This is a genomic window from Kitasatospora sp. NPDC002965 (assembly GCF_040611255.1).
Taxonomy (GTDB): Bacteria; Actinomycetota; Actinomycetes; order Streptomycetales; family Streptomycetaceae; genus Kitasatospora.
Map to the genome: position 1 here is coordinate 28,501 of NZ_JBEXNT010000065.1, position 23,246 is coordinate 51,746.

General features: G+C 74.6%; 21 protein-coding genes. 11 read left to right on the plus strand and 10 right to left on the minus strand.

What is annotated here, in order from left to right; genetic code table 11:
* Positions 1 to 56 precede the first annotated feature (56 nt).
* The 8 genes from ABZY91_RS23910 to ABZY91_RS23945 all read right to left on the minus strand — a co-directional run bounded on the left by ABZY91_RS23910 (position 57) and on the right by ABZY91_RS23945 (position 9,356).
* Entirely contained in the window at positions 57 to 1,004 is a 948-nt protein-coding gene (locus ABZY91_RS23910; protein ID WP_355405153.1) for an ABC transporter permease, read from the minus strand.
* Complete coding sequence (locus ABZY91_RS23915) at positions 1,001 to 2,635, minus strand: ABC transporter substrate-binding protein (RefSeq protein ID WP_355405155.1); 1,635 nt, start codon at positions 2,633 to 2,635, stop codon at positions 1,001 to 1,003. Before ABZY91_RS23915 ends, ABZY91_RS23910 begins: the two co-directional genes overlap by 4 nt.
* A gap of 3 nt (positions 2,636 to 2,638) precedes the next feature.
* On the minus strand, positions 2,639 to 3,487 hold the full coding sequence (locus ABZY91_RS23920; RefSeq protein ID WP_355405157.1) for a class I SAM-dependent methyltransferase: 849 nt from the start codon (positions 3,485 to 3,487) through the stop codon (positions 2,639 to 2,641).
* Complete coding sequence (locus tag ABZY91_RS23925; protein ID WP_329947820.1) at positions 3,484 to 4,710, minus strand: MFS transporter; 1,227 nt, start codon at positions 4,708 to 4,710, stop codon at positions 3,484 to 3,486. Before ABZY91_RS23925 ends, ABZY91_RS23920 begins: the two co-directional genes overlap by 4 nt.
* Complete coding sequence (locus ABZY91_RS23930; protein ID WP_355405159.1) at positions 4,707 to 5,873, minus strand: dipeptide epimerase; 1,167 nt, start codon at positions 5,871 to 5,873, stop codon at positions 4,707 to 4,709. Before ABZY91_RS23930 ends, ABZY91_RS23925 begins: the two co-directional genes overlap by 4 nt.
* Positions 5,870 to 7,072 carry a pyridoxal-phosphate dependent enzyme gene (locus tag ABZY91_RS23935; RefSeq protein WP_355405180.1) on the minus strand — a complete coding sequence of 401 codons (1,203 nt, stop codon included), beginning with the start codon at positions 7,070 to 7,072 and terminating at the stop codon, positions 5,870 to 5,872. The genes ABZY91_RS23930 and ABZY91_RS23935 overlap by 4 nt, the downstream gene beginning before the upstream one ends.
* Before the next feature lie 5 nt (positions 7,073 to 7,077).
* Positions 7,078 to 7,869: a DUF364 domain-containing protein gene (locus ABZY91_RS23940; RefSeq protein ID WP_355405182.1), complete on the minus strand. Its 792-nt coding sequence runs from the start codon at positions 7,867 to 7,869 to the stop codon at positions 7,078 to 7,080.
* Between the two features lie 167 nt (positions 7,870 to 8,036).
* Entirely contained in the window at positions 8,037 to 9,356 is a 1,320-nt protein-coding gene (locus ABZY91_RS23945) for an ATP-grasp domain-containing protein (protein WP_355405161.1), read from the minus strand.
* Between the two features lie 188 nt (positions 9,357 to 9,544).
* On the opposite strand from ABZY91_RS23945, the gene ABZY91_RS23950 reads away from it, so the two are divergent.
* The 6 genes from ABZY91_RS23950 (at position 9,545) to ABZY91_RS23975 (ending at position 16,265) form a co-directional block, all read left to right on the plus strand.
* Entirely contained in the window at positions 9,545 to 10,132 is a 588-nt protein-coding gene (locus ABZY91_RS23950) for a GNAT family N-acetyltransferase (protein ID WP_355405163.1), read from the plus strand.
* A 78-nt stretch (positions 10,133 to 10,210) separates the two neighbouring features.
* Complete coding sequence (locus tag ABZY91_RS23955; RefSeq protein WP_355405165.1) at positions 10,211 to 11,392, plus strand: terpene synthase family protein; 1,182 nt, start codon at positions 10,211 to 10,213, stop codon at positions 11,390 to 11,392.
* A gap of 150 nt (positions 11,393 to 11,542) precedes the next feature.
* Positions 11,543 to 12,211, plus strand: coding sequence for a TetR/AcrR family transcriptional regulator (locus ABZY91_RS23960; protein ID WP_355405167.1), 669 nt, complete (start codon positions 11,543 to 11,545; stop codon positions 12,209 to 12,211).
* 148 nt (positions 12,212 to 12,359) lie between these two features.
* Positions 12,360 to 13,880 carry an MFS transporter gene (locus ABZY91_RS23965; protein WP_329879653.1) on the plus strand — a complete coding sequence of 507 codons (1,521 nt, stop codon included), beginning with the start codon at positions 12,360 to 12,362 and terminating at the stop codon, positions 13,878 to 13,880.
* 262 nt (positions 13,881 to 14,142) lie between these two features.
* Positions 14,143 to 15,762: a ubiquinol-cytochrome c reductase cytochrome b subunit gene (locus ABZY91_RS23970; protein WP_355405169.1), complete on the plus strand. Its 1,620-nt coding sequence runs from the start codon at positions 14,143 to 14,145 to the stop codon at positions 15,760 to 15,762.
* A 62-nt stretch (positions 15,763 to 15,824) separates the two neighbouring features.
* On the plus strand, positions 15,825 to 16,265 hold the full coding sequence (locus tag ABZY91_RS23975) for a PPOX class F420-dependent oxidoreductase (protein WP_329879298.1): 441 nt from the start codon (positions 15,825 to 15,827) through the stop codon (positions 16,263 to 16,265).
* Between the two features lie 312 nt (positions 16,266 to 16,577).
* Here the strand turns inward: ABZY91_RS23975 and ABZY91_RS23980 are convergent, their stop codons facing one another.
* The gene (locus ABZY91_RS23980; RefSeq protein ID WP_329879299.1) at positions 16,578 to 16,847 is read right to left on the minus strand and encodes a DUF1876 domain-containing protein; all 270 of its coding nucleotides are present in this window, start codon (positions 16,845 to 16,847) and stop codon (positions 16,578 to 16,580) included.
* A 209-nt stretch (positions 16,848 to 17,056) separates the two neighbouring features.
* On the opposite strand from ABZY91_RS23980, the gene ABZY91_RS23985 reads away from it, so the two are divergent.
* From ABZY91_RS23985 to ABZY91_RS23995, 3 genes are all read left to right on the plus strand, one after another.
* Positions 17,057 to 17,959, plus strand: coding sequence for a YndJ family protein (locus tag ABZY91_RS23985; protein ID WP_329879300.1), 903 nt, complete (start codon positions 17,057 to 17,059; stop codon positions 17,957 to 17,959).
* Positions 17,956 to 18,552, plus strand: a complete 597-nt coding sequence (locus ABZY91_RS23990) for a DUF1990 domain-containing protein (RefSeq protein ID WP_355405172.1) — start codon at positions 17,956 to 17,958, stop codon at positions 18,550 to 18,552. The genes ABZY91_RS23985 and ABZY91_RS23990 overlap by 4 nt, the downstream gene beginning before the upstream one ends.
* A gap of 217 nt (positions 18,553 to 18,769) precedes the next feature.
* Positions 18,770 to 19,159: a thioredoxin domain-containing protein gene (locus ABZY91_RS23995; RefSeq protein ID WP_329879302.1), complete on the plus strand. Its 390-nt coding sequence runs from the start codon at positions 18,770 to 18,772 to the stop codon at positions 19,157 to 19,159.
* A gap of 114 nt (positions 19,160 to 19,273) precedes the next feature.
* Here ABZY91_RS23995 and ABZY91_RS24000 read toward each other — a convergent pair whose 3' ends face one another.
* A complete protein-coding gene (locus ABZY91_RS24000) occupies positions 19,274 to 20,242 on the minus strand; it encodes a YafY family protein (RefSeq protein ID WP_355405174.1) in 969 nt (322 codons plus the stop codon).
* Between the two features lie 339 nt (positions 20,243 to 20,581).
* On the opposite strand from ABZY91_RS24000, the gene ABZY91_RS24005 reads away from it, so the two are divergent.
* Together ABZY91_RS24005 and ABZY91_RS24010 are read left to right on the plus strand one after the other, a co-directional pair.
* Entirely contained in the window at positions 20,582 to 21,325 is a 744-nt protein-coding gene (locus tag ABZY91_RS24005) for an alpha/beta hydrolase (protein WP_355405176.1), read from the plus strand.
* A gap of 388 nt (positions 21,326 to 21,713) precedes the next feature.
* The gene (locus ABZY91_RS24010; RefSeq protein ID WP_329879305.1) at positions 21,714 to 23,192 is read left to right on the plus strand and encodes an NAD(P)/FAD-dependent oxidoreductase; all 1,479 of its coding nucleotides are present in this window, start codon (positions 21,714 to 21,716) and stop codon (positions 23,190 to 23,192) included.
* Positions 23,193 to 23,246: the final 54 nt, after the last annotated feature.

Below are 23,246 nucleotides of genomic sequence, written 5' to 3' on the forward strand. Positions count from 1 at the left end.
CGAAGGCCCGTCGGGGGCGCGCCCGGCAGGCGAAGGCCCGGGCGGGCGGGGGCCGGTCACACCACCACCTCCGTGCGCGGCGCGAGCCGGCGCGCGACCAGGTCGGCGGCCAGGTTGAGGACGACCGTCACCACGCCGAACAGCACGGCGAGGCCCTGCACCACGGGAACGTCGCGGGCGGCGACGGCGTCCAGCAGGACGGTGCCCAGGCCGGGGATGACGAAGAGGGCCTCGGCCACGATGACGCCGCAGAGCAGCCAGTCGGCCGTACGCGCGAGCTGCTGCGCGGCCGGGGCGAGCGCGTTGGGGAGGGCGTGCGTCCAGCGGACGCGGGCGGGCGGGACGCCGCAGCGCAGCGCGTGGACGGCGTACGGCGCGGCCATCGCCTCGATCAGCCCGGCCCGGACGAGGCGGGCGACGGAGCAGACCGGGCGGGCCAGCAGCACCACGACCGGCAGGACCAGGACGGCCGGCTGCTCCCGGACCCCGCCGACGGCGGTCGGCGGCAGCCAGCCGAGGCGGATCGCGAAGACCGCGGTGAGCAGCACTCCCAGCGCGAACTCCGGTACCGCGTACACCCCGAGGGTCGCGGTACTGATCGCGCGGTCCAACGGGCCGCCCTCCCGGCGGGCGGCGAGCATGCCGAGGCCCACCGCCACGGGCACCAGCAGGACGAGGGTGACCGAGGCCAGCAGGACGGTCGGGGCGAGGCCGTCCGCGAGGTAGTCGGCGACCGGGCGACCGCTGACCAGCGAGCGGCCGAGCTCGCCGTGGACCAGCTCCCCCGCCCAGTCGGCGAACCGCTCCACCGCCGGCCGGTCCAGCCGCAGCGCGGCCCGGATCGCCGCGATCCTCGCCGGGTCGGGGTCGTCCCCGGCGATGGTGACGGCGGCGTCGCCGGGCAGCGCCTCGGTCAGGACGAAGACCAGGACCGGGACGGCCGCGATCTGCCCGGCGCCGAGCAGCAGCCGGCGCCGGGCCCAGCCGCGCAGCGGCGTCGTCATGCCAGCCAGACCTTGTCGAACCTGGCCCAGTCCAGGGTGTTGGCCGGAGCCTCGGCGGAGACGCCGCGCAGACGCTGCGCCGTGCCCACGATCCAGTCGGCGAAGCCCCAGATCAGGAAGCCGCCCTCGTCGTACAGCCGGCGCTGCATCCGCTCGTAGAGGGCGGCGCGCGCGGCCGGGTCGGCCGTGGACTGGGCCTGGGTGTACAGGTCGTCGAAGTCGGGGCGGCGCCAGTGGGTGGCATTGGTGGTGGAGCCGGAGAGCAGCCGCTGGGAGATGTGCGACTCGACGGGCAGCGCGCCGGACCGGTAGGAGGCGAACACGCCGCCGTCCAGGATGTCCTTCCAGTAGGTGTCCTTGCTGCCGACCTTGACCTCCACGGTGACGCCGGCCTTGGCGGCCTGGTCCTTGAGGATCCCGGCCGCCTCCACGAAGCCGGCGGCGACCGGGGAGGTGTCGAGGGTGACCTTCAGGCCCTCGGCGCCCGCCTCGCGCAGCAGCGCGCGGGCCCGGTCGAGGTCCTGGGCGCGCTGCGGGAGACCGGCCGGGTAGTACTGGGCGCCCTTGCCGAACAGGTCGTTGCCGATCTCGCCCGCGCCGGAGAGCGCGCCGTCGACCAGCTCCTGCCGGTCGGCGATGAGGAAGAACGCCTGCCGGACCCGGACGTCGTCGAAGGGCGGCCGGTCGGTCTTCATCACGAAGCCCTGCATGGCGCTGTTGCGCAGCCGGACGATGCCGATCCGTCCGCCGCGCTCGTGCGCGCGGGCGGTGGCGGGGGTCAACTCGTGGGCGTACTCGGCCTGTCCGGCGAGCAGGGCGTTGGCCCGGGCGGACTCCTCGGCGGCGGCGAGGATCTCCAGCTCGTCGAGGTGCGGTGCGCCGTCCCAGTAGCCGTCGAACCGCCGCACCAGCAGCGAGGTTCCGGGCCTGAAGGAGACGAAGGAGAACGGGCCGGAGCCGACCGGGTGCTGGAAGTCCTCGGTGCCCTCGGGGACGATGTAGGCGCCGAACGCGGCCAGGACGTTGGGGAACTCGGCGTAGGGGCGCTTGAGCCGGAACTCGACGGTGCGGGCGTCGATCGCGCGGCTGGCGGCGAGGTCGACCGGTTCGAGGGACGCCCGGGCCCGGAACGCCCGCTTGGGGTCGGCTATTCGGCGGTAGCTGTACAGGACGTCGGCGGCGGTGACCGGCCGGCCGTCGTGGAACACGGCCTCGCGCAGGCGGACGGTCCAGGTGTCGAGTCCGGCGTTGGGCTCCCATTCGGCGGCGAGACGGGGGACGGCGGCGAGGTCGGAGCCGGAGTCCGCGAGCTTCTCGTAGAGCGCCTTGGCCCGGGCCGCGTCGGCGAACAGGTTGACCAGGTGCGGGTCGAGGGTCTCGTTGGCCCCGCCGCCGGCGAAGAGGGCGCGCAGCCGGCCGCCGCGCCGGGGGGTGCCGGACGCGCCGGGGGCGGCGTCTCCGGGGGTGCCGGCCGGGCCCGGGGAACAGGCGGCCAGCCCGAGGGCTCCGGCGGCGCCGGCGGCGCCGGCGGAGGCGACGAGCAGGGTGCGGCGGGCTATCGGGCGCGCCGCGGGGCGGGCGGCGGGGTTCGGGGAGCCGGGGGCGGGCCGGGAGGCGTGCGGACGGTCCATGGGTCAACTTCTCTTTCGTGTGCGGTGGTCCAGCCTGGCGACCAGGTGGAGGCGGTCTTCGTCGGCGGTGTCGGCGGGCAGGTCGCCGTCCGTCCAGGGCGGTTCGGTGCGCGGGCCGGGGCGGTCGTAGAGGGCGAGCACCGTGAAGCCGTGGGCGGCGAGCAGGTGACGCAGTTCCTGCGGGAAGAGGAGCCGCCAGGCGGAGTGCTGCGCCACCGGCGCGGCGCCGTCGTCACTGGTCCAGGTGCGGGTGCGGCGCAGGAGTTGGGCGGCCCGGTCGATCCACAGCGTGGTGTGCGAGGTGTGGGTCACGCCGTCCCGGGTGACGGTGTCGGTCCTCGGGGCGTCCAGGAGTTCGGTGCGGCCGAGGAAGAACGCGCCGTTGCGCATCTCGGCGACCAGCAGGCCGCCGGGGCGCAGGTGGCGGCCGAGCCGCCCGAGCAGGGCGTCGAGGTCCTCGTTGGTGTGGCAGTAGAGCAGCGCGCTGTCCAGGCAGAGCGCCGCGTCGAACCGCCCGGCGGCGAAGGGGAAGGTCCGCATGTCGCCGACGTGGTAGACGGGCCCGGGGTGGTGGGCGCGGGCGTACTCGATCATCGTCGCGGAGCTGTCCAGGCCGGTGACGGTCCGCCCGGCGGCGCGGTGCAGCCATTCGGCGTCCCGGCCGGTGCCGCAGCCGAGGTCGAGCACGTCGGGCCCGGCGCCGTAGCCGCGGAGCACCGACTCGGCCCACCGCGCGGCGGTGAATCCCGGGTCGGGGAAGCGGAGTTCGTAGAGCTCCGGATCGTCGGTGAGGAGGTTGCGGTGACCGGCCGCGGGGGCGGCCGGCTCGGTCGGGAGGGGCCGGGGCGTCATCGGGCCTCGCTGGGGAGAGGGCGGGCGGGGGTGGGAAGGGGGCGGGCGGGCGCCGGGAGCCGTCCGGCGCGGTGCAGCCGGGTGAGTGCGGCGGCGGAGCCGAGACCGAGCGCGGCGCAGAGCAGCCAGGGGGCGGTGGCGGCACTGTCCATGGCCCGGCCGACCGCCGTGTTGCCGAGGGCGGCGGCGAAGCCGGAGACGACGTAGTAGAGGCCGTAGTAGGTGCCGGTGAGGCCGGGGCGCCCGAACGCCGGGATGAGCGCCAGGACGAACGGCTGGGCGGTCATCAGGCCGGTCTGGAGCAGCAGCACGCCGCCGAGGACACCGGGCAGGCCGGGGACGACGAGCGGCAGCAGGAAGCCGGTGGCGGCGACGGCGAGGCCGAGCGGGATCCACCGGGTGGCCGGCCCGTCCCGCTGGAGCCTCGTGGTGATGCGGAGCTGGAGGGTGAGGTTGGCCAGGGTGCTGGTCAGGAAGACCAGGCTGACCGCCCCCTCCCACCCGGTGGCGCGGCGGGCGGCGTCGGGCAGCAGCAGGTAGAGCTGGCTCTCCATCCCGAACAGGCCGACCATGGCCAGCGAGAAGGCCAGGAACCGCCGGTCGGAGGCGACTTCGCGCCAGTCGGCGAGCACGCCGCGCGGCGGCGGCGGGACGGCCCGCTCGGGCAGGGCGAGGGCCTGGGCGACGGTGAGGACGGCGAAGATGCCGGCGGCGGTGAGCGCGGCGGCCCGGAAGTCGACCAGCAGCAGGACGGTGCCGAGCAGCGGACCGGCCAGCGCGCCGGTGGTGGCGAACATGTTGAACAGCGCGAACGCCTCGGCCTTGCGGTCGGCGGCCTCGTTCGCCACGTAGGTGCGCACGGCCGGGTTGAACAGCGCGCCGGCCAGCCCGCTGAGCGCCGACGCGGCGAGCAGGATGCCGAGCGAGTCACCGAGCGCGAAGAGCCCGAAGCCGACGCTGCGCAGCGCGCACCCGGCGATGATGACGCGGCGCGCGCCGAGCCGGTCCGCGGCCGAGCCGCCGAGGATGAACAGGCCCTGCTGGCTGAGGTTGCGCAGTCCGAGCACGGCGCCGACGGCGAGCGCGGAGAGGCCGAGGTCGTGGCCCAGGTGGCCGGCCAGGTACGGGATGAGGAGGTAGAAGCCGGTGTTGACGCCGAGCTGGTTGACCAGGAGGAGCCGTACGGGCACGGGGAAGGACCGTACGGCGCGCAGTATTCTCACCGGCCGGCCACCGGGCGGGTGCCGGCGCGGGGGTGGGCTTCGCCGGCGGGGCCCCGAACAGCTCCTCGGGCGGCCTCCGGCACCGACCCCGCCACCGGCCCCGGGACGGCACCCGGGGCGGCATCCGGGACGGGCAGCACGCCGAGGCCCGCCCGGTCCGGTGTGCGGACGGTGCCGTCGGTTCCGCCGATGCCCTGCCAGGGGTCGTGGGCGAGCAGCAGGTGCCCGTCCAGGTCGATCCAGCGGGCCCGGTCGGCGAGGTGGACGGCGGGCGCGATGCCGAGCGAACTGGCGGCCAGGCAGCCGAACATCAGCTCGGTCCCGCTGCCGCGCAGCTCCTCCTCGATCCGCAGCGCCTGGTGGACGCCGCCGCACTTGGCGAGCTTGAGGTTGACCCCGTGGACCCGCCCGGCGATCCGGCGGACGTCCTCGAAGGTGACGGCGTCCTCGTCGGCGATCACCGGGATCGGCGACCGCGCGGCGACGGCGGCGAGCACGTCCGGGCTGCCGGGGGCGATCGGCTGCTCCACGGCCTCGACACCCGTGGCGGCGAAGGCGGGCAGCAGCTGGAGGGCCTGCTCAGGCGTCCAGGCACCGTTGGGGTCCAGCAGCAACCGGGCGTCCGGGGCGGCCTCGTGGACGGCCTGGACCCGGACGAGGTCGAGGCCCGGATCGGCGGAGCCGGCCTTGACCTTCAGCACGGTGAAACCCGCGTCGGCGAGCCGGGCGGCCTGCACGGCGGCGCGCGCGGGCGGTTCGATGCCGATGGTGCGGGCGGTCGCGACGACCACCGGTTCGGCCCGGCCGAGCAGCCGGTGGACGGGTTCGCCGGCCCGCTTGCCGACCAGGTCGAGCAGGGCCGCCTCGACGGCGGCCAGCACGCCGGCCGCGAGGCAGACGAACGGGACTGCGGCGAAGCGGAGTTCGGCGAGCGCCTGCTCGGGGTCCGGGTACCGCTCCAACGCGGGCCGCAGTCCGTCGAGTTCGCGCCGGATCCGGTCGGTGGGCAGGTGCAGGTAGACGCTGCTGACGGCTTCGCCGTGTCCGGTCAGTCCGCCGTGGCCGAGCGCGAGCTGGACGGCGTCGCGTTCGGTGGTGACCGAGCGGGAGATCCGCAGCGGCTCGGCGAGCCGGAGCCGTACGGTACGGACGTCGAGCCTCATCGGTCCTCCTCGGGTCGGACGGTGTCGCCGCAGGTCGCGGCCCCGACGCCCGCCCGGTCGGGCGGGCCGGCCGGGGTCGGGACCACCAGGCCCGGCGGTGCGGCCGGGGCCGTCGGAGCGGCGGGGACGGCCGCCACCGCGGTGGCGGGTGCCGCACCCCCCGTGCGGCAGCGCGCCCAGCCGCTGACCTCGACGGCAGCCGGGTGCGGGATCTCGATCGGGCGGAGCGCCGCCCGCTCCGCGTCCAGGCCGTGCCGCCGGCAGAAGGCGTCGTCGTAGACCGTGCCGAGGTAGCGGTGCGGGCCGTCGGGGAAGACGGTGGCCACGGCGGCGCCGGGGTGGACCCGGGCCGCCCAGGCCGCGACCAGGGCCACCGCCCCGGTGGACCAGCCGCCGCTGACGAAGGCGCCCCGGGCCAGCCGCCGGCAGGCGTCGACCGCCTCGGCCGGGCCGACCCAGTGGACCTCGTCGAAGGCCTGGTGGGCGACGTTGCGCGGGTGGATGGAGCTGCCCAGGCCGCGCATCAGACGGGGCCGGGCGGGCTGTCCGAAGATGGTCGAGCCCACCGAGTCGACGCCGATGATCCGCAGCCGGGGCCAGCGACGGCGCAGCGCCTCGGCGAGGCCGGCGCTGTGTCCGCCCGTCCCGACACTGCAGACCAGGACGTCGAGGTGGTCGAGGTCGGCGGTGATCTCCTGGGCCATGGCCAGGTAACCGGCGGCGTTGTCCGGGTTGTTGTACTGGTCGGGCCAGTAGGCGCCGGGCAGCCGGTCGAGCACCTCGCGCAGCCGGGCCAGCCGGGCGGCCTGCCAGCCGCCGTGCCGGGCCGGCCGTTCGACGAGCTCCAGGCGGGCGCCGTACGCGCGCAGCAACTGCCGCATGGACGGTTCGAGTTCGGTGTCGCCGACCAGCACGACCGGGTGGCCGAGCGCCTGCCCGGCGAAGGCCAGGCCGACGCCCATGGTGCCCGAGGTGGATTCCACCACCGTGGCGCCGGGGCGGAGTTCGCCGCGGGCGTGGGCGCCGCGGAGCATGGCGACCGCGGAGCGGGCCTTCATGCCGCCCGCGCTGAGGCCCTCCAGTTTGGCCCAGAAGCCCGGGTGCGGGTGCGGCAGCGGGGTGGTGATCCGGGCCAGCGGGGTGTGGCCGAGCAGTGACAGCAGACCGGGGTTGCCCAGTACGGCGCCGGAGTCGAGCAGTGCGGTCACCGGGCCCCGCCCCCGTACAGGTGGAGGTCGGTGGGGCCGCCGTCGAGCCAGAAGAAGGGGTAGGGCTCGGCGCTGACGGCGCTGACCCCGTCGCCGAGCAGCCGGGGCAGCACGGCGCTGCCGGTCTGGGCGAACAGCACCAGGGGCTTGCCGGTGGTGCGGGCGTGGGCGAGCAGCGGGTCGAGGGTGCCGTTGCCGAGGGTCATGCCGGAGGCGAGGATCGCGTCGCAGTCGTCGAGTCGGGCGAGGGCGTCGGCGTGCACGGGCTCGCCCCATTCGGTGACACCGCCCTTGAGGTCACAGGGGAGGTACTCGGCACCGCTCGAACGGAGCTGTTCCAGCAGGGAGTTGACCACGCCGACGACCAGCACGCGGCGGACGTCGGCGAGCGGCAGCAGACGGACCACGGCGGCGGCCCGGGCGCGGGACTTCTCCAGCGAGGATCCGGCCGGCAGGGTGAGCGTCCGGGCGCCGCGGGCGGAGGTGTGCGGGCGGCAGTGGCCCAGGTAGGCGTCGAGTGCGGCGACCCGGACGGCGGCGAGCGGGTGGTCGAGCAGTTCGTCGACGCGGGCGCCGACGCAGTCGTCGAGCGCGCCGGCGGGCAGTTCGCCCGGTTCGACGGCGCAGGAGCCGACGGCGGCGTCGAGCCGGAGGCTGAGCACCTCGTTGCGGTACCCCTGGGCGCGGCCGGCGTGCCGGACGGCCTGCGCGGTGGTGAAGGCGAGCGCGATCCGCAGGCCGGCCGGGTCCGGACCGTACGAGCCGGCGCGGGCCCGGTCGGCGACCAGGTCGAACGCGGACGGGGCGGCGACCGGGGCTCCGGACGCGGCGACGGCGGGCTCCGCAGCCCCGGCGAGGGGGGCGGCGCCCGTCGTGGCGGCGGCGGCCGTCGTGGGGGCGGCCGGAGCGACGGTGGCGGCCGTCGTGCGGGCGGCGACAGGAGCGGCGGCCGGGCTCACGCGGGCACCGCCGCGGGCTCGGCAGGACAGTCCGCCACCGCGTACCGGGGAGTGAGCCCGGTGAGCAGGCGCTCGGCCGTGCCGCGGGCGCCGGGGCCGCCGGTGTCGGCGGTCATGACGTGCCCGAGGTACTCGTTGTTGCTGGTGGCCGGCCGCACCTCGCGGCCGGGACCGGCGAGGCTGAGCTCGACGACCGCGGGGTCCCGGCGGACCTCGGCCTCGCCGTCGAACCCGTCCAGCAGCCCCGCACCCGCCCGCCCCTCCCCCGCGACCGGGAACTCGCCCGGGACCAGGAAGGCGATGGCCGCGCTGGCGACGCCGGTCGGATGGACGGCCAGGTCGGGCCGGCGTCCGAGGGCGACGTCGACGGCCGCTGCGGCGAGGTCCACGCCGGTGACCCGCCGGACCAGCTCGGTGATCCGGTTCCCGGCGGGGCGCGGATTGACCTCGACCACGCGGGGCCCCGCGGGGGTCAGCTTGATCTCGGTGTGCGCCACGACCTGGTCGAGGCCGAGCGCGGACAGCGCGGCGACGGCGGTGTCGGCGGCGGCGGCCGCGTCGGCGGGATCGAGCGCGGCCGGGAACATGTGGCCGGTCTCGACGAACGCGGGCGCGCCGCCGATGCTCTTGTCCGTGATCCCGACGACGTGGGCGACTCCGCCGGAGGAGACCGTCTCGACGCTGACCTCGGGACCGGTGAGCAGTTCCTCGATCAGCACCACCGGGTCCCGCCGCTGGCCGCGCGCGTTGACCGGGAAGGATTCCACGGCCCGGACGGCCGCGAGGAGCCCGGCCTCGTCGGCGACCTCGCGGACGAACATCCCGGCGCACAGGTCGACCGGCTTGACGACCAGCGGGTAGCCGATCGCCCGGGCGGCGGCGCGGGCCTGGTCACGGTCGGAGCAGAGCGCGTACGCGGGCCCGGGGACGCCGGCCCCGGCGAGCGTGCCGCGGGTGAGGTCCTTGCGGCAGGCGGCGGTGACCGCCTCCGGGTCCGGCCCGGGCAGGCCGAGCCGGCGGGCCACCCGGGCGACCTGCGGCAGGTAGTAGTCACAGGAGGAGAGCACCCCGTCGAAGCCGAGCAGCCCGTGCAGCCGTTCGGCGTACGGGAGCAGCACGGCCGGGTCGTTGGTGTCGACGGTGAGGATGTTCTCGGCGGCGAGCAGCGGGTGCGGGCCGTCGGCGGGGGCCGCCCGCAGGTAGTGGTGGAGGTCGCGGGTGAGGAAGGTGAAGCGGTGGCCGCTCTCCCCCAGCGCCCTTGGCAGCAACCTGCTCATGGAGCCGACCCAGCTCTCGATCACCAGCAGATGCGCCACGGCTCTCCCTCTCGACGGACACGCAGACACGGCGGCAGGCCGGTTTCGGCAGGCCGCGAGAGGAACGTAACGGGATTCGTTTTCATTTTCAACACGCCGGCACGCACTTCCGTTGCCGTGTTAGATGAAAGTGGTTTTCATGTACGCTAACAGTCACCCACCCCGGTCCGTCCCGTCGGAGATTCCTGATGAATCGTCAATACCCTTATCTGGTACGGCATGCACTGCCCGCGGATGTCCCGGGTGCGCGCCGGCTGATCCTCGACACGTTCTACCGCGAGTTCGGCTACGGCTACGTGCCCGACTGGCACGCCGACGTGGTCGACCTCCAGGGGCACTACCTCGACCACCCCCGGCACGCGCTGCTGGTCGCCGTGCGCGACGGCGAGGTGGTCGCCACCACCGCACTGCACTCCACCGGCCCGGCCCACCCGCCGCACCCGCGCGAGGTCGCCGAGCGCTACCCTTCGGGCACCACCGCACAGCTGGTCCGGGTGTACGTCCGGGCGGAGCACCGACGGCACGGCCTGGCCCGTGAACTGGTGCGCCGGGCCTGCGAGTTCGCCTCCGAAGAGGGCGGCTACCGGCGGCTCTACCTGCACACCAACACCGCCGTCCCGGGCGCCGAGGCGTTCTGGCGCAGCCTCGCCGAGGAGGTCTACGACGCCCGGCCGACCGGCGAGCACGGCCCCGGCGTGGCCACCGTCCACTTCGAGATCCCGCTCCGCCGGCCCGTGGCACTGGCCCGCGGCGGGGGCGGTCACCCGATCGGGTGAACCTCCGATCGCTCCCGCATCTACGGACCGGCCCTGCACGAGACTGGCGACCGACCCGCGCCGGAAGGGGCCGCCACCGTGTCCGCACACCGCAACCGCGCCGCACCGGGCGTGTTCACCGGCCTGCCCTCCGGCCTGGGCGACTCCGCCGAGCGCACGGTCGCCGCCCTGGCCCGCCGGGCCCACGCCTTCCCGGAGCCCCCGTCGCCACCACCGGTCTTCGCCATGCCGTACCCCGCCCGGCTCAACCCCCGACAGGCCGCCGCCCGCGCCCGGGCTGCGCAGTGGGCGGAGCTGACCGGGCTCACCGGTCCGGCGGGCGTGTGGAGCCGGGAGCGCTTCGACCGGCTGGAGCTCGCGCTGTTCACGGCGCTCACCCAGCCGGACCTACCGGTCGAGGAACTGCTGCTGGTCGGCGACTGGAACGTCTGGGCGTTCGCCGTCGACGACCACTTCGTCACCGTCAAGGCGACCGGCGACGCGGCGGGGGCGCGACGCTTCGTCGCCCGCCTGGCCGCCTGCATGCCGCCGGCCGCCGCGGCCGCGCCGGGCCCGCGGCGCCGGGCCGGATCGCCGGGCCCGCACCACCGGACGGCCGGAGCGCCGGATCCGCAGGACCGCACCGGGCCGGCGGAGCCGCAGCACCCCGTCGAGGTCGCGCTGGCCGACGTCTGGGCCCGCTCCGCGGCCGCGCTCCCGCCGGACCTGCGGCGCCGGCTCCGGGACGCCGCGCTGGACTTCGCCGCCGCCAACCTCTGGGAGCTGGACAACACCCTCGCCGGGCGCGTCCCCGATCCGGTCGAGTACCTCCAGATGCGCCGCCGCACGGCCGGGACGCCACTGTCCACCGTGCTGCCGCTGCACGTCCGGGGACGGGACCTGCCGCCGGAGCTGCTCGCCCACCCGACCGTCACCGCGCTGATCGAGGCGTTCGCCGACAACGTGGACCTGCGCAACGACCTCTACTCCTGCCGCAAGGAGACGGAGCTGGAGGGCGAGCTCAACAACGCCGTCCCGGTCTTCCGGCACTTCCTGCGCTGCTCCCGGCAGACCGCGGTGGACACGGTCACCGACCTGATGAACGCCCGGCTGGACTGCTTCGACCGCATCGCCCGGGAGGACGTCCCGCACCTGGCGGAGGAGTTCGGCCCGGAGGCCGGGCGGACGGTGACCGCTTTCACCGACGGGCTGAAGGACTGGCTGGCCGGCGACCACGCCTGGTACCCGCGGACCGGCCGCTACACGGTCGCCAGCGGCTGACCGGCGGACCGGCGGACCCGCGAACGAGGGAGTCCCCGAGATGTGACACAGGTCACATTCGAAAGTGAAATTTCCGGGGAGGGATTCCCCGTTTGGCTCTTCGTAGGACTAAGCGGGGAGAGATTCCCCGGAATCCGGGAGGAGCACCGAGTGAGCACCGCCGCCGTCGAGCCGACCCGCACCGCGGAGCCGCCGGTCCGCACACCGAAGCTGCGTGCGGACGCGAGCCGGAACCGTGAGCGGATCGTGCTGGCAGCCCGCGACGCCTTCGTCGAGCACGGCGCGGATGCGCCGCTGGACGAAATCGCCAAGCGGGCCGGCGTCGGAAACGCTACGCTCTACCGGAACTTCCCGACCAGGGCCGCGCTGATCCGCGAGGTGGCACTGCTCGTCAAGAACCGCATCGTGGCGAACGCGGAGTCGGCGGCCGCCGAGGGAGCCGGCCCGTTCGACGCCCTCCAGCGGTTCGCGCACCAGACCGTCGACGAGAAGATCGGCGCGCTCTGCCCGATGCTGACCAACCGGGTCGACATGTTCGATCCGGACCTGGTCGAGGCACGGGAGCGCCTGATGAGCGTCGTCGGCGGTCTGCTGGAGCGTGCGAAGGCGGCCGGCGAACTGCGCGCGGACGTCGACCACGGCGATCTGTTCATCGCGATGAGCCAGCTCACCCGCCCCCTGCCGGGCACCTCCTGCGTGGTGCTGGACGAGTTCGTCCACCGGCACCTGCAACTGTTCCTGGACGGCATGCGGGCGCCCGCGCGCTCCGTCCTGCCCGGCCGGGCCGCGACCTTCGAGGACTTCCACACCGACCACTGACCCACCGAGTCACCGACCCGTCACCGCGGGACCACCGCGCGGCCACCTCCGCGCGCCCGTTCGCGCGGTTCGTCCTGATGTACTTCCGACCCGCACCGTTTCCGTCCGCACCGTTCCGCACGCCTCGCACCGTGAAGTGAGTACCGCCATGCCAAAAACCGATTCCCTGCCCGCCGTCCAGCCCGATCCGAGGCGATGGAAGGCCCTGATATTCATCGGGCTCGCGCAGCTGATGGTCGTCCTCGACGCCACCATCGTGAACATCGCGCTGCCCTCCGCCCAGGAGGACCTGGGCATCACCGACGGCAACCGCCAGTGGGTGATCACCGCGTACGCGCTGGCCTTCGGCGGACTCCTGCTCTTCGGCGGCCGGGTGGCGGACCTCTGGGGCCGCAAGCGGACCTTCGTGGTCGGCCTGGCCGGCTTCGCGTTCGCCTCCGCGCTCGGCGGCGCCGCCGCCAACACCGCCATGCTGCTCGGCGCCCGCGCCCTCCAGGGCGTCTTCGGCGCACTGCTCGCGCCCGCCGCGCTCTCGCTGCTGGCCGTGATGTTCACCGAGGCCAAGGAGCGCGCCAAGGCGTTCGGCATCTACGGCGCCATCGCCGGTGGTGGCGGTGCGATCGGCCTGATCCTCGGCGGCCTGCTGACCGAGTACCTGAACTGGCGCTGGACCTTCTTCGTCAACATCCCGTTCGCCGTGGCCGCCGCGATCGGCGCCGTCATGGTGATCCGCGAGCCGGCCGAGGGCCGCAACCGCAACCGCCTCGACGTCCCCGGCGTCATCCTCGTCACCACCGGCCTGGTCGCCCTGGTCTACGGCTTCACCCGGGCCGAGTCGGACGGCTGGTCCTCCGGCATCACGATCGGCCTGTTCGTCGCCGCCGTCCTGCTGCTGGGCGCGTTCGTGGCGGTCGAGGCGCGGGTCAAGGCTCCGCTGCTGCCGCTGCGCGTCATCCTGGACCGCAACCGCGGCGGGGTCTACCTGTCGCTGGGTCTGGCCGTGATCGGCATGTTCGGTCTCTTCCTCTTCCTGACCTACTACCTGCAGATCGTGCTCGACTACAGCCCGGTCCTGACCGGCGTGGCCTTCCTGCCGATGGTGGCCGGCATGATCGCCGGTTCGACCCAGATCGGCGCCCGCCTGATGACCCGCGTCCCGGCGCGGTACCTGATGGCGCCCGGCTTCCTGGTCGCCTCGATCGGCATGCTGATCCTCACCCAGATCGACCTGGACACCTCCTACCCGGCGCTGATCCTGCCCGGTCTGGTCCTGATGGGCCTCGGCATGGGCACCGCGTTCATGCCGGCGATGAGCCTCGCCACGCACGGCGTCGAGCCGCGCGACGCCGGTGTGGCCTCCGCCATGGTCAACACCTCGCAGCAGGTCGGCGGCGCCATCGGCACCGCCCTGCTGAACACCATCGCGGCCAGCGCGACGACCACCTGGCTGGCGGCCCACCTGGGCGGCGCGACCACCCCGGACGCCGCCAAGGCGGTGCAGTTCCAGGGCATGGTGCACGGCTTCTCGACCGCGATCTGGTGGTCCTTCGGGATCCTGGTGCTGGCCGCCGCGATCGCCTTCGTGCTGATCAACGCCGGGCGCCCCGACGGCGCGACGGCCGGCGAGGGTGCGGCGAACACCAACGAGGTGCCGGTGCTCGTGCACTGACCCTCGTGGTGTGACGCGACGGTGCGCTGCGGCCCGTCCGGTGTTCGAAAGGACACCGGGCGGGCCGTTCGCCGTCTCCGGCCGGGGCGGCGGCGGGCGGGTCGGCGGCGGGCGGGGCCGCGAGGGCTGCGGGGCGCGGGGGCGGACGGGAAACCGCCGGAACGCACCCCCCACTAGAAGTGGGGATCACCCCCCGTTTATCCTGGGTCCAGCTTCGAAACGGGGACAGATCCCCGTTTCACTTCGACCGAGGTGCGTGGACATGACCCCGAATGAGAGCCGCCCCGGAGCCGGGCGGGGGCAGCGCGCCGCCGACTGGGCGGACGGCCGGCTGGGGATCTACACCCTGGCCCGGGCCAACCTTCGCAAGATCTTCCCGGACCACTGGTCCTTCATGCTGGGCGAGATCTGCCTCTACAGCTTCGTGATCATCATCCTGACCGGCGTCTGGCTGACGCTGTTCTTCAAGCCGTCGATGGGCGAGGTGATCTACGACGGCGTGTACGTCCCGCTCAAGGGCATCCCGATGTCCGAGGCGTACGCGTCGACGGTCGACATCAGCTTCGAGGTGCGCGGCGGTCTGCTGGTCCGCCAGATCCACCACTGGGCCGCCCTGGTCTTCGTCGCGGCGATGCTCGTGCACATGATGCGCGTCTTCTTCACCGGCGCGTTCCGCAAGCCCCGCGAGATCAACTGGGTCTTCGGCTTCCTGCTGCTGCTCCTGGGCATGTTCGACGGCTTCTTCGGCTACTCGCTGCCGGACGACCTGCTCTCGGGCACCGGCATCCGCTTCATGGAAGGCGCGATCCTCGCCGTCCCGCTGGTCGGCACCTACATCCAGATGTTCCTGTTCGGGGGCGAGTTCCCCGGCCACGACATCGTGCCGCGCTTCTTCACCGTCCACGTGCTGCTGATCCCGGGCATCATGCTGGGCCTGCTCGTCGCCCACCTGATCCTGGTCTTCTACCACAAGCACACCCAGTGGGCGGGCCCCGGCAAGACCGAGAGGAACGTCGTCGGCATGCCGCTGATGCCGGTCTACCTGGCCAAGGCCGGCGGCTTCTTCTTCCTCGTCTTCGGCGTCATCGCCCTGATGGCCGCCGTCGCCACGATCAACCCGATCTGGGCGTACGGCCCGTACCGGCCGGACCAGGTGTCGACCGACGCCCAGCCCGACTGGTACATGGGCTTCGCCGAGGGGCTCATCCGGGTGATGCCGGGCTGGGAGATCGGCGCCTGGGGGCACACCCTCAACCTCGGCGTGCTGATCCCCTTCACCCTCTTCCCGGTGATCCTCGGCGCGATCGCGGTCTACCCCTTCGTGGAGAGCTGGGCGACCGACGACCGGCGCGAGCACCACCTGCTCGACCGGCCGCGCAACGCGCCGGTGCGGACCGCCCTCGGCGCGGCCTGGATCTCCCTGTACCTCGTGATGCTGGCCGGCGGCGGCAACGACCTGTTCGCCACCCATCTGCACCTGTCGCTCAACTCCATCACCTACGCCGTCCGGGTGGGATTCGTCGCCGTCCCGGTGGTCGTGTTCGTGGTCACCAAGCGCTGGTGCCTCGGCCTCCAGCGCCGCGACCGGGAGAAGGTGCTGCACGGCCGCGAGACCGGCGTCGTCAAGCGCCTGCCGCACGGCGAGTTCGTGGAGGTGCACGCCCCGCTCGCGCCCGCCGAACTGCACCGGCTCACCGCCCACGAGCAGCCGCGCCCCCTCGAACTGCCCGCCCCCGTCGACGAGAATGGAGTCGCCCACCCGGCAGGTGTGCTGGAGCGCACCCGTGCGAGGCTGTCCCGTGGGCTGCACGGCGAGGGAAGCAGGATCGCCAAGCCCACCGCCGGCGAGTACCACGAGATCACCGACGGCCGCGGCCACTGAGGCGCCCGCCCCGGAGCCCCGCCGCCGGCCACGAACCGTCCGACTCGGAGAGGGTGGACATCGTGCACGACCGTACCGACCAGCTCGCCGACAGCAGGTACCTCCTGCTCACCACCTTCAGTGACGACGGCCGTCAGGTGCACTCACAGAGCTGGGTGGTCGCCGACGGCACGGCGCTCGGCATCTGGACGCCCGTGCACTCGGGCGACGCCGACCGCGTCCGCCGCCGCCCCAAGGTCCTCGTCGGCCCCTGCGACGCCCACGGCCGCCCGACCGGGCGTCAACTCCCGGCCCGCGCCGCCGTCTGCGACGAGGACGACACCGCCCGCTACCGCACCTCGCTGATCAACAAGTACGGCCTGCCGGCCCTCGTCGCGCTCGCCCGAAGCCGGATGCGGCTCGGGCTGGCGGGGACGGTCGGCATCCGGATCACGCTCAGCGAGCTGGAACAGCGACTGGTCGGCCCGGAGTGGCAGGTGCCGGGCACCTACTGCCCGAACTGAGCGGCCCCGGGGCGCACGGCGTCCCGGGGTGCGGCGTCCCGGGGCCGTGGGCGTACGGCGCCCCGGGGCGCATCCCCCGGGGCGCCGGCCCTCAGGCCGTGTCGTCGTCCGGCGCCCGAGCCAGGTCACCCGGCTCGCAGGCCTCCTGACCGGTGCCGACGTGCACCACCTTCACCGCGCGCCCCGGGCCGCCCGGCACGACCTGCTGCTCCCGGCCGCAGCGCGGACAGATCAGCGGAATGCGCGTCCCGCGGCCCTCCGGTCCACCCGACCCGCCCGACCCGCCCGGCCCCGCGGCACCACCGGGCGCCGTCACGTCAGCGGGTGGGTCGGGATCGGGCTGACCGCCTGGATCTCCCCGTGCGCCTTGGTGAGGAGCTGTGAGGCGAGGTCGTTGAGCGCCCGGGCCGCCGCGATCTCCTCGCCGACCCGCAGCTGCTCCGGGTCCGACGGGTGGCGGCTGGTGTAGCCGTGGGCACGCACCTCGGTGCCGTCGCCGAGTCTCAGCAGGGCGGCGGCGGTCGTACGCGCCCCCTCCTCGCGGAACTCCATCTCGATGTGCCAGCCGACCAGTGTCTGCATGGCGGATCACCTCCGGCGGTCGTTCCGGTCATTCCGGTCGTTCCCCGTTCGGTTACTCCTCCAGGGTGCGCCGACCCCACCGGGAACACCAGGGCAGGGCTCCGGGGAGGCAGGTCGCGGAGACCTCCCCAGGGAACTTGAACGCGTTCAATATGCGGCGTAGAGTCGCCGACGCCATCGTTTGAACACGTTCAAGGTAAGGGGCGGCCATGGGGCGGGGCACCGTCGAACTCGTCGACCTGCTGGTCCTGCTCGGCATGGGGGCGGTGATCCCGATCGGCCTCGCCCTGATCGACGAGCCCGGACTCGCCCGTCTGCGCCGGTACTGGCCACTGGCCGCCGTCCCCGGTGCGCTCTCGCTCTGGCTGCCACGCGGCGGACTCGCCACCGGCAGCGCCGTCCTGTACGCGCTCGGCACGCTCGCCGTCGCCGCCCACGTCCCGGTCCGGCTGGCCCGCACCCGCTCGCTCGCACCGCACGAGATCGCCGTGCTCACCGCCCTCGCCGCCCCCTCGGTGGCCGGCCTCGCCCTGGTCGCCGAACGCTCGGGGCACGAGCTGTTCGGCTTCGACCTCGACATCCTCGCCCTGACCGTTCCGCACTTCCACTACGCCGGATTCACCGCCGCGCTGGTCGCCGGGCTGGTCTGCCGGGCCGTGCCGGACAGCCGGGCCGCCCGCTGGGCCGCACTCAGCGTCCCCGTCGGCACCCTGCTCGTGCTGGCCGGCTACTTCGTCGACGACTGGGCCGAACTGGTCGGCGCCGCGGTCCTCACCACGGGCATGTGGCTGGTCGGCCTGCTCACCTGGCGCGACCTGCGACCCCGCGTCCGCGCCGGTGGTGACCGCGGCGGCGGTGACGGCGGTGACGGCCCCGGTGGCGGCGACGGCCGGCACCGGACCACCGCCGCGCTGCTCGGCGTCTCCGGTGCCGTGCTCGCCGTCACCATGCTGCTCGCCCTCTGGTGGGCGCTCGGCGAGGCCTCCGGACTCCCCCACCCCACCCTCGGCTGGATGGCCGCCACCCACGGCGTCGGCAACGCGCTCGGCTTCGCGCTCTGCTCGCTGCTCGCCTGGCGCCGCCTCGCCCGCCCCCAGGAGAACGCCCGATGACCGGCACCCCGCACCCGGCCGACCTGAACTACCCCGAGGTCGGCGCCAGCACCGCGCTCGACCGGCCCCTGCCCGCCGACTACCACCACCTCCGCCACCGCGCCCCGATCGGGCGCGGCCGCGCCGCCCTGGACGCCGCCGGCACCGCTCTCCTCGGCTGGCGGATGCACCGCGCCGCAGGTGTCCGGATCACCGCCGAGGCCGACCGCGCCGCCCCCGGGGTCGCCGTCCGGTGCGCCGTCGGCCTCGGCCCGTTCCGGGCCGGCGCCCCCTGCCGAGTGGTCTCGACCACCGACGGCCCCGACCGCTACGGCTTCACCTACGGCACCCGGTGCGGGCATCTGGCCGTGGGCGAGGAGACGTTCGTGGTCGAGATGGACCCGGACCGGATCGTCTGGTTCACCGTCAACGCCTTCAGCCGCCCCCGTCGCTGGTACGCCCGCCTCGCCGGCCCGCTCCTTCCCCTCGCCCAGCGGCTCTTCGCCCACTGCTGCGCCCGGGCACTCACCCGGATCGCGGCGGACGCCGACCGGTCGGAACGGACGGCCGGGGGCAGGGGCCGGCGACGTGAACGGCGGGGCTGGGCCCGGTAGTCCCCGGGCGGAGGCGGCGGGCACCGCGCGCCGGACCCCGGCCGGGCCGCGGAGCGGGAAGCCGGCCGCCCCGCCGAGCCCTCCCCCGGGGGCCCCGATCGCCGGCGTGTCGCCCGCGGGCCCTCGGTGGACCACCGGCGGAATAGCCCGGCCACGGCAGCCGTTGTCGCGGGCACATGGCCTTGACCGCCACCACCGGAAGGGCAGGAATCGCGACATGAGCAGCACGGTCGAGCTGACCAAGGAGAACTTCGACGACGTCGTCCCCGGTCAGGGGGGCAAGGACTTCGTCTTCATCGACTTCTGGGCCAGCTGGTGCGGCCCGTGTCGCCAGTTCGCGCCGGTCTTCGAGAAGGCCGCCGAACGCCACCCGGACCTGGTCTTCGCCAAGGTGGACACCGAGGCGCAGCAGGAGCTGGCCGCGGCGTTCGGTATCCAGTCGATCCCGACGCTGGCGATCATCCGTGAGGGCGTCCTCGTCTTCTCGCAGGCGGGCGCCCTGCCGGAGCCGGTCTTCGAGGATCTGATCGGTCAGGCACGGAAGCTGGACATGGACGAGGTGAAGCGGAAGGTGGCGGCCGAACAGAACGGCGGCCCGCAGGACTGACGCCGCCGGGAGGCGAGTGCCCCGGGTGGCTGACGCCCTGAGGCGGTGACGCACGGCGGGTCCCGGTGGTGTCCTTCGACGCCCCGGGGCCCGTCGGCTTGCGTCCGGACGCGTTCAGACGGACACCTCGGTGTCGCTCCACCCGGTGAGACGGGCGGCCAGGGCCCGGACCTCCACGCGCAGTTCGTCCGGCCGGAGGACGGTGAACGGCCAGCCGAGGCCGGCCAGCATGACCGCCATCCCGTCCAACTGCTGTGCCCGGGCCCGCAGCAGGACCCGACCGTCGTCGGTGGCGGTGACCGCACCGGCGGTGGGCGGGATCCGTCGGCGGGCCTCGACGAGCGTGGTGGTGAGCACCACCTCCACCTCGTGCGTCCAGGGCACCGAGGCAAGGGACTCCAGCACCCGCTGGACCGGGTCGACACCCGCCGGGGGTTCGAATCCGGTCTCGCGCAGTTCCGCGGAGCGGATCCGGTCGAGCCGGAAGGTCCGCTGCTCGCCGCTGCGGTGGTCCAGCCCGGTGGTGTACCAGCGGCCCGAGTGGAAGACCAGCCCGTACGGGTCGAACTCGCGCTCGCTGGGCGTGCCTTCGCGGTCCCGGTAGTCGAGCCGGACCCGGCGCCGGCGGCGCGCCGCCTCGGCCAGCGTGAACAGCGCGGCGGCGGCCGGACTGGGGCCGCCGACGGGCGCGCCGGTCAGACCGAGGGTCTGCTCGACCGCCGCCACCCGCTCGCGCAGCTCCGGCGGCAGCACTCGTTGGATCTTGGCGAGCGCCGTCTCACCGGCCTGCTCCCCCACCGAGAGCCCGGACCGCCGCCCTGCCAGCAGCCCGAGCACCACGGAGGCGGCCTCGTCCCCGGTGAGCATCAGGGGCGGCAGCCGGAAGCCGGGCATCAGCCGGTAGCCGCCGTACCGGCCGCGTTCGGCCTGGACCGGGATGCCGAGGTCGACCAGCCGGGTCGCGTAGCGGCGGACGGTGCGGGCGTCGACCTCCAGCCGCTCGGCCAGTTCGGCGCCGGTGAGGCCGGGACGCGCCTGCAGGATCTCCAGCAGGGCGAGCGTGCGGCTGACCGGATGGTCCATCGGTGTCCCCTTCGTCGGGCCGTCGTTCGGCCTTCGTTCGACCTTCGCCCGCGCCTCGGCACGCGCCTTGGTCCGCGCCCTGGTCCGCGCCTCCGTTCCGGCCGCGAACCGACGGTGCGACCCGGCGGTGAGGCCGACGGGTCGGGGGCGATCCGGCGGGGTGGTCGAGCCGTGGGACCGGCCCGGGAAGTCCGGCGGTTAATCCGGTCGCGTTCTGTCCGCATTCGATCCTAGGGTCGGAGACAGCGGCCGGCACCCCAGGGGCTCCTCGGGGCACCAACAGCCGCGCACGGCACGGAAGACAAGCACGGCATGGATGCCCGGAGAGGATTTTCCACCATGAGCACCTTCGTACTCGTTCCCGGATTCTGGCTCGGCGGTTGGGCCTGGGACGCGGTCGCCGAACCGCTGCGCGCGGCCGGTCACACCGTCCACGCGGTGACCCTGCCCGGCCTCGGCGAACGGGCCGGTGAGGGCTCGCCCGGGACCGGCGCGGAGACCCACATCGCGGACCTGACCGACCTGCTGGTCCGTGAGGACCTCCGGGACGTGGTGCTGGTGGCCCACAGCGGCGGCACCATCGCCGTCTCCGGCGCGGCCGACCGGGTGCCCGAGCGCATCCGACGGGTCGTCTTCCTCGACTCCGGCCCGCTCGGCGACGGTGTCGCACTGGCCGACCTCTGGGAGCCGGCCTACCGCGAGACGCTGGAGGCCTCGGTGGTCGACGGGTGGCGGCTGCCGCTGCCGTCGTGGGAGGTGCTGGCCTCCGACGGGGCCAGTATCGACGGGATCGACGAGGCGGGGCTGGCCCGGTTCCGCGAGCTGGCCACCGACCAGCCGGCCGGGACGGTCACGGAGCCGATGCGGCTGACCGGCGGGGCGGAGAAGCTGCCCAAGGGCCTGATCTCGTGCTCCATCCCGTTGGAGCAGGTCCGCGCGATGATCGCCGACGGTCACCCGTACTTCGCCCTGCTCGGCGGCCCGGAGTGGGAGCTGCGCGAGGTGCTGACCGGGCACTGGCCGATGTTCTCTCGGCCGGCCGAGACGGCGGCGGCACTGGTGGAGCTGGCCGAGGTCGAGTAGCGGGCGACCGGGCCGGGACGGGGGGCGGACCGGGGCCGGACGGCAGACTCGTCCGCGTGTTCGGCTGCGAGGGGCGGCCGGGTCGGCGCAGGATGGGCACGGTGCCCCGGCCCGGCACGCCGACCTGCACCGACCTGCACCGACCTGCACCGACCTGCACCGACGACCGAACGGGGGCGACCTTGCCGATGTTCGCGGGACGCACGGGGCGCAGCGGTGCCCGGGTCGGGCCCGGCCACCGGACGAACGGGGGTGCCGGCCCGCCTCAGCGCCGGTCCGCGCCCGCCGGCGCGTTCGGCGCCGCCCGGCACCCCGACGTCCGCGAACGCACGCCCGTCACCCCGGCCCTGCCGGCCGGGGCGACCGTCACGACCACGGAGGACCAGGCATGACCACCGATCCCACCGCTTCCGCCGCCGCCTCGTCGGCCGTTCCCGAGGAGTACGACGTCATCGTCGTCGGGGCCGGCCCGACCGGCGAGAACGTCGCCGACCGGACCGCCGCCGCCGGGCTGCGCACGGTGATCGTGGAGAGCGAACTGGTAGGCGGCGAGTGCTCGTACTGGGCCTGCATGCCCAGCAAGGCGCTGCTGCGCCCGGTGGCCGCGCTGGCCGACGCCCGCGCGGTGGCGGGCGCCCGGGAGGCCGTGGGCAGCGGCGGGCTGGACCCGGCCGCCGTGCTGGCCCGGCGCGACTCGTTCACCTCCCACTGGAAGGACGACGGCCAGGTGAAGTGGGTCCGCGAGACCGGTATCGACCTGGTCCGCGGCCACGGCCGGCTCGCCGGCGAGCGCAGGGTGACCGTCGAGGCGGAGGACGGCAGCGAGCGGCTGCTCGTCGCCCGCCACGCCGTCGCGGTCTGTACCGGCAGCCGGTCCGTCCTGCCGCAGGACGTCCCCGGGCTCGCCGAGGCCCGCCCGTGGACCAACCGGGAGGCGACCGCCTCGCCCACCGTGCCCGGGCGGCTGGCCGTGGTCGGCGGCGGCGTGGTCGGCGTGGAGCTGGCCACCGCCTGGCGCGCGCTCGGTTCGGAGGTCGTGCTGCTGGTACGCGGCTCCGGGCTGCTGCCCCGGATGGAACCGTTCGCGGGCGAGCTGGTCGCGGAGGGCCTGCGGGACGCCGGGGTGGACCTGCGGTTCGGGACCTCGGTCGCCTCGCTGGAGCGGGCGGACGAGCCCGGCGCGGACGTCGTCCTGGTCCTGGCCGACGGCGAGCGGCTGGCCGTCGACGAGGTGCTCTACGCCACCGGCCGGGCCCCGCGCACGGCGGACATCGGGCTGGAGCAGGTGGGTCTGCACCCCGGCGGCTGGCTCGACGTGGACGACAGCTGCACCGTGCTCGGTGTCGACGGCGACTGGCTGTACGCGGCCGGCGACGTCAACCACCGGGCGCTGCTCACCCACCAGGGCAAGTACCAGGCGCGGATCGCCGGCGCGGCGATCGCCGCACGCGCCCAGGGGCGTCCGCTGGACACCGCACGCTGGGGCGCTCACGCCGCGTCGGCCGACAGCGCAGGCGCGCCCCAGGTCGTCTTCACGCACCCCGAGGTCGCGGCCGTCGGCCTCACCCTGGACGCGGCCGAGCGGGCCGGGCTTCGGGTGAAGGCGATCGACCACGACCTCGGGGCGGTCGCCGGTGCCTCGCTGTACGGCGACGACTACCGGGGGCGGGCGCGGGTCGTCTTCGACCTGGACCGGGAGGTGCTGGTGGGCGCCTCCTTCGTCGGCCCCGGGGTCTCCGAGCTCCTGCACTCGGCCACCGTCGCGGTGGTGGGCGAAGTGCCGATCGACCGGCTCTGGCACGCCGTCCCGGCCTACCCGACGATCAGCGAGGTCTGGCTGCGGCTGCTGGAGGGCTGTCGCGGGTGAGCCGGTACCGGTGCCTCTGGCGCGTCGACGAGCCGTCCGAGTGCTTCCAGGACC

Excerpts from the sequence above, each read along its gene's own strand:
- ABZY91_RS23910 (WP_355405153.1), bottom strand. The coding sequence starts at position 1,004 with ATGACGACGCCGCTGCGCGGCTGGGCCCGGCGCCGGCTGCTGCTCGGC.
- ABZY91_RS23915 (WP_355405155.1), bottom strand. The coding sequence starts at position 2,635 with ATGGACCGTCCGCACGCCTCCCGGCCCGCCCCCGGCTCCCCGAACCCC.
- ABZY91_RS23920 (WP_355405157.1), bottom strand. The coding sequence starts at position 3,487 with ATGACGCCCCGGCCCCTCCCGACCGAGCCGGCCGCCCCCGCGGCCGGT.
- ABZY91_RS23930 (WP_355405159.1), bottom strand. The coding sequence starts at position 5,873 with ATGAGGCTCGACGTCCGTACCGTACGGCTCCGGCTCGCCGAGCCGCTG.
- ABZY91_RS23950 (WP_355405163.1), top strand. The coding sequence starts at position 9,545 with ATGAATCGTCAATACCCTTATCTGGTACGGCATGCACTGCCCGCGGAT.
- ABZY91_RS23965 (WP_329879653.1), top strand. The coding sequence starts at position 12,360 with ATGCCAAAAACCGATTCCCTGCCCGCCGTCCAGCCCGATCCGAGGCGA.
- ABZY91_RS23970 (WP_355405169.1), top strand. The coding sequence starts at position 14,143 with ATGACCCCGAATGAGAGCCGCCCCGGAGCCGGGCGGGGGCAGCGCGCC.
- ABZY91_RS23980 (WP_329879299.1), bottom strand. The coding sequence starts at position 16,847 with ATGCAGACACTGGTCGGCTGGCACATCGAGATGGAGTTCCGCGAGGAG.
- ABZY91_RS23985 (WP_329879300.1), top strand. The coding sequence starts at position 17,057 with ATGGGGCGGGGCACCGTCGAACTCGTCGACCTGCTGGTCCTGCTCGGC.
- ABZY91_RS23990 (WP_355405172.1), top strand. The coding sequence starts at position 17,956 with ATGACCGGCACCCCGCACCCGGCCGACCTGAACTACCCCGAGGTCGGC.
- ABZY91_RS23995 (WP_329879302.1), top strand. The coding sequence starts at position 18,770 with ATGAGCAGCACGGTCGAGCTGACCAAGGAGAACTTCGACGACGTCGTC.
- ABZY91_RS24000 (WP_355405174.1), bottom strand. The coding sequence starts at position 20,242 with ATGGACCATCCGGTCAGCCGCACGCTCGCCCTGCTGGAGATCCTGCAG.
- ABZY91_RS24005 (WP_355405176.1), top strand. The coding sequence starts at position 20,582 with ATGAGCACCTTCGTACTCGTTCCCGGATTCTGGCTCGGCGGTTGGGCC.
- ABZY91_RS24010 (WP_329879305.1), top strand. The coding sequence starts at position 21,714 with ATGACCACCGATCCCACCGCTTCCGCCGCCGCCTCGTCGGCCGTTCCC.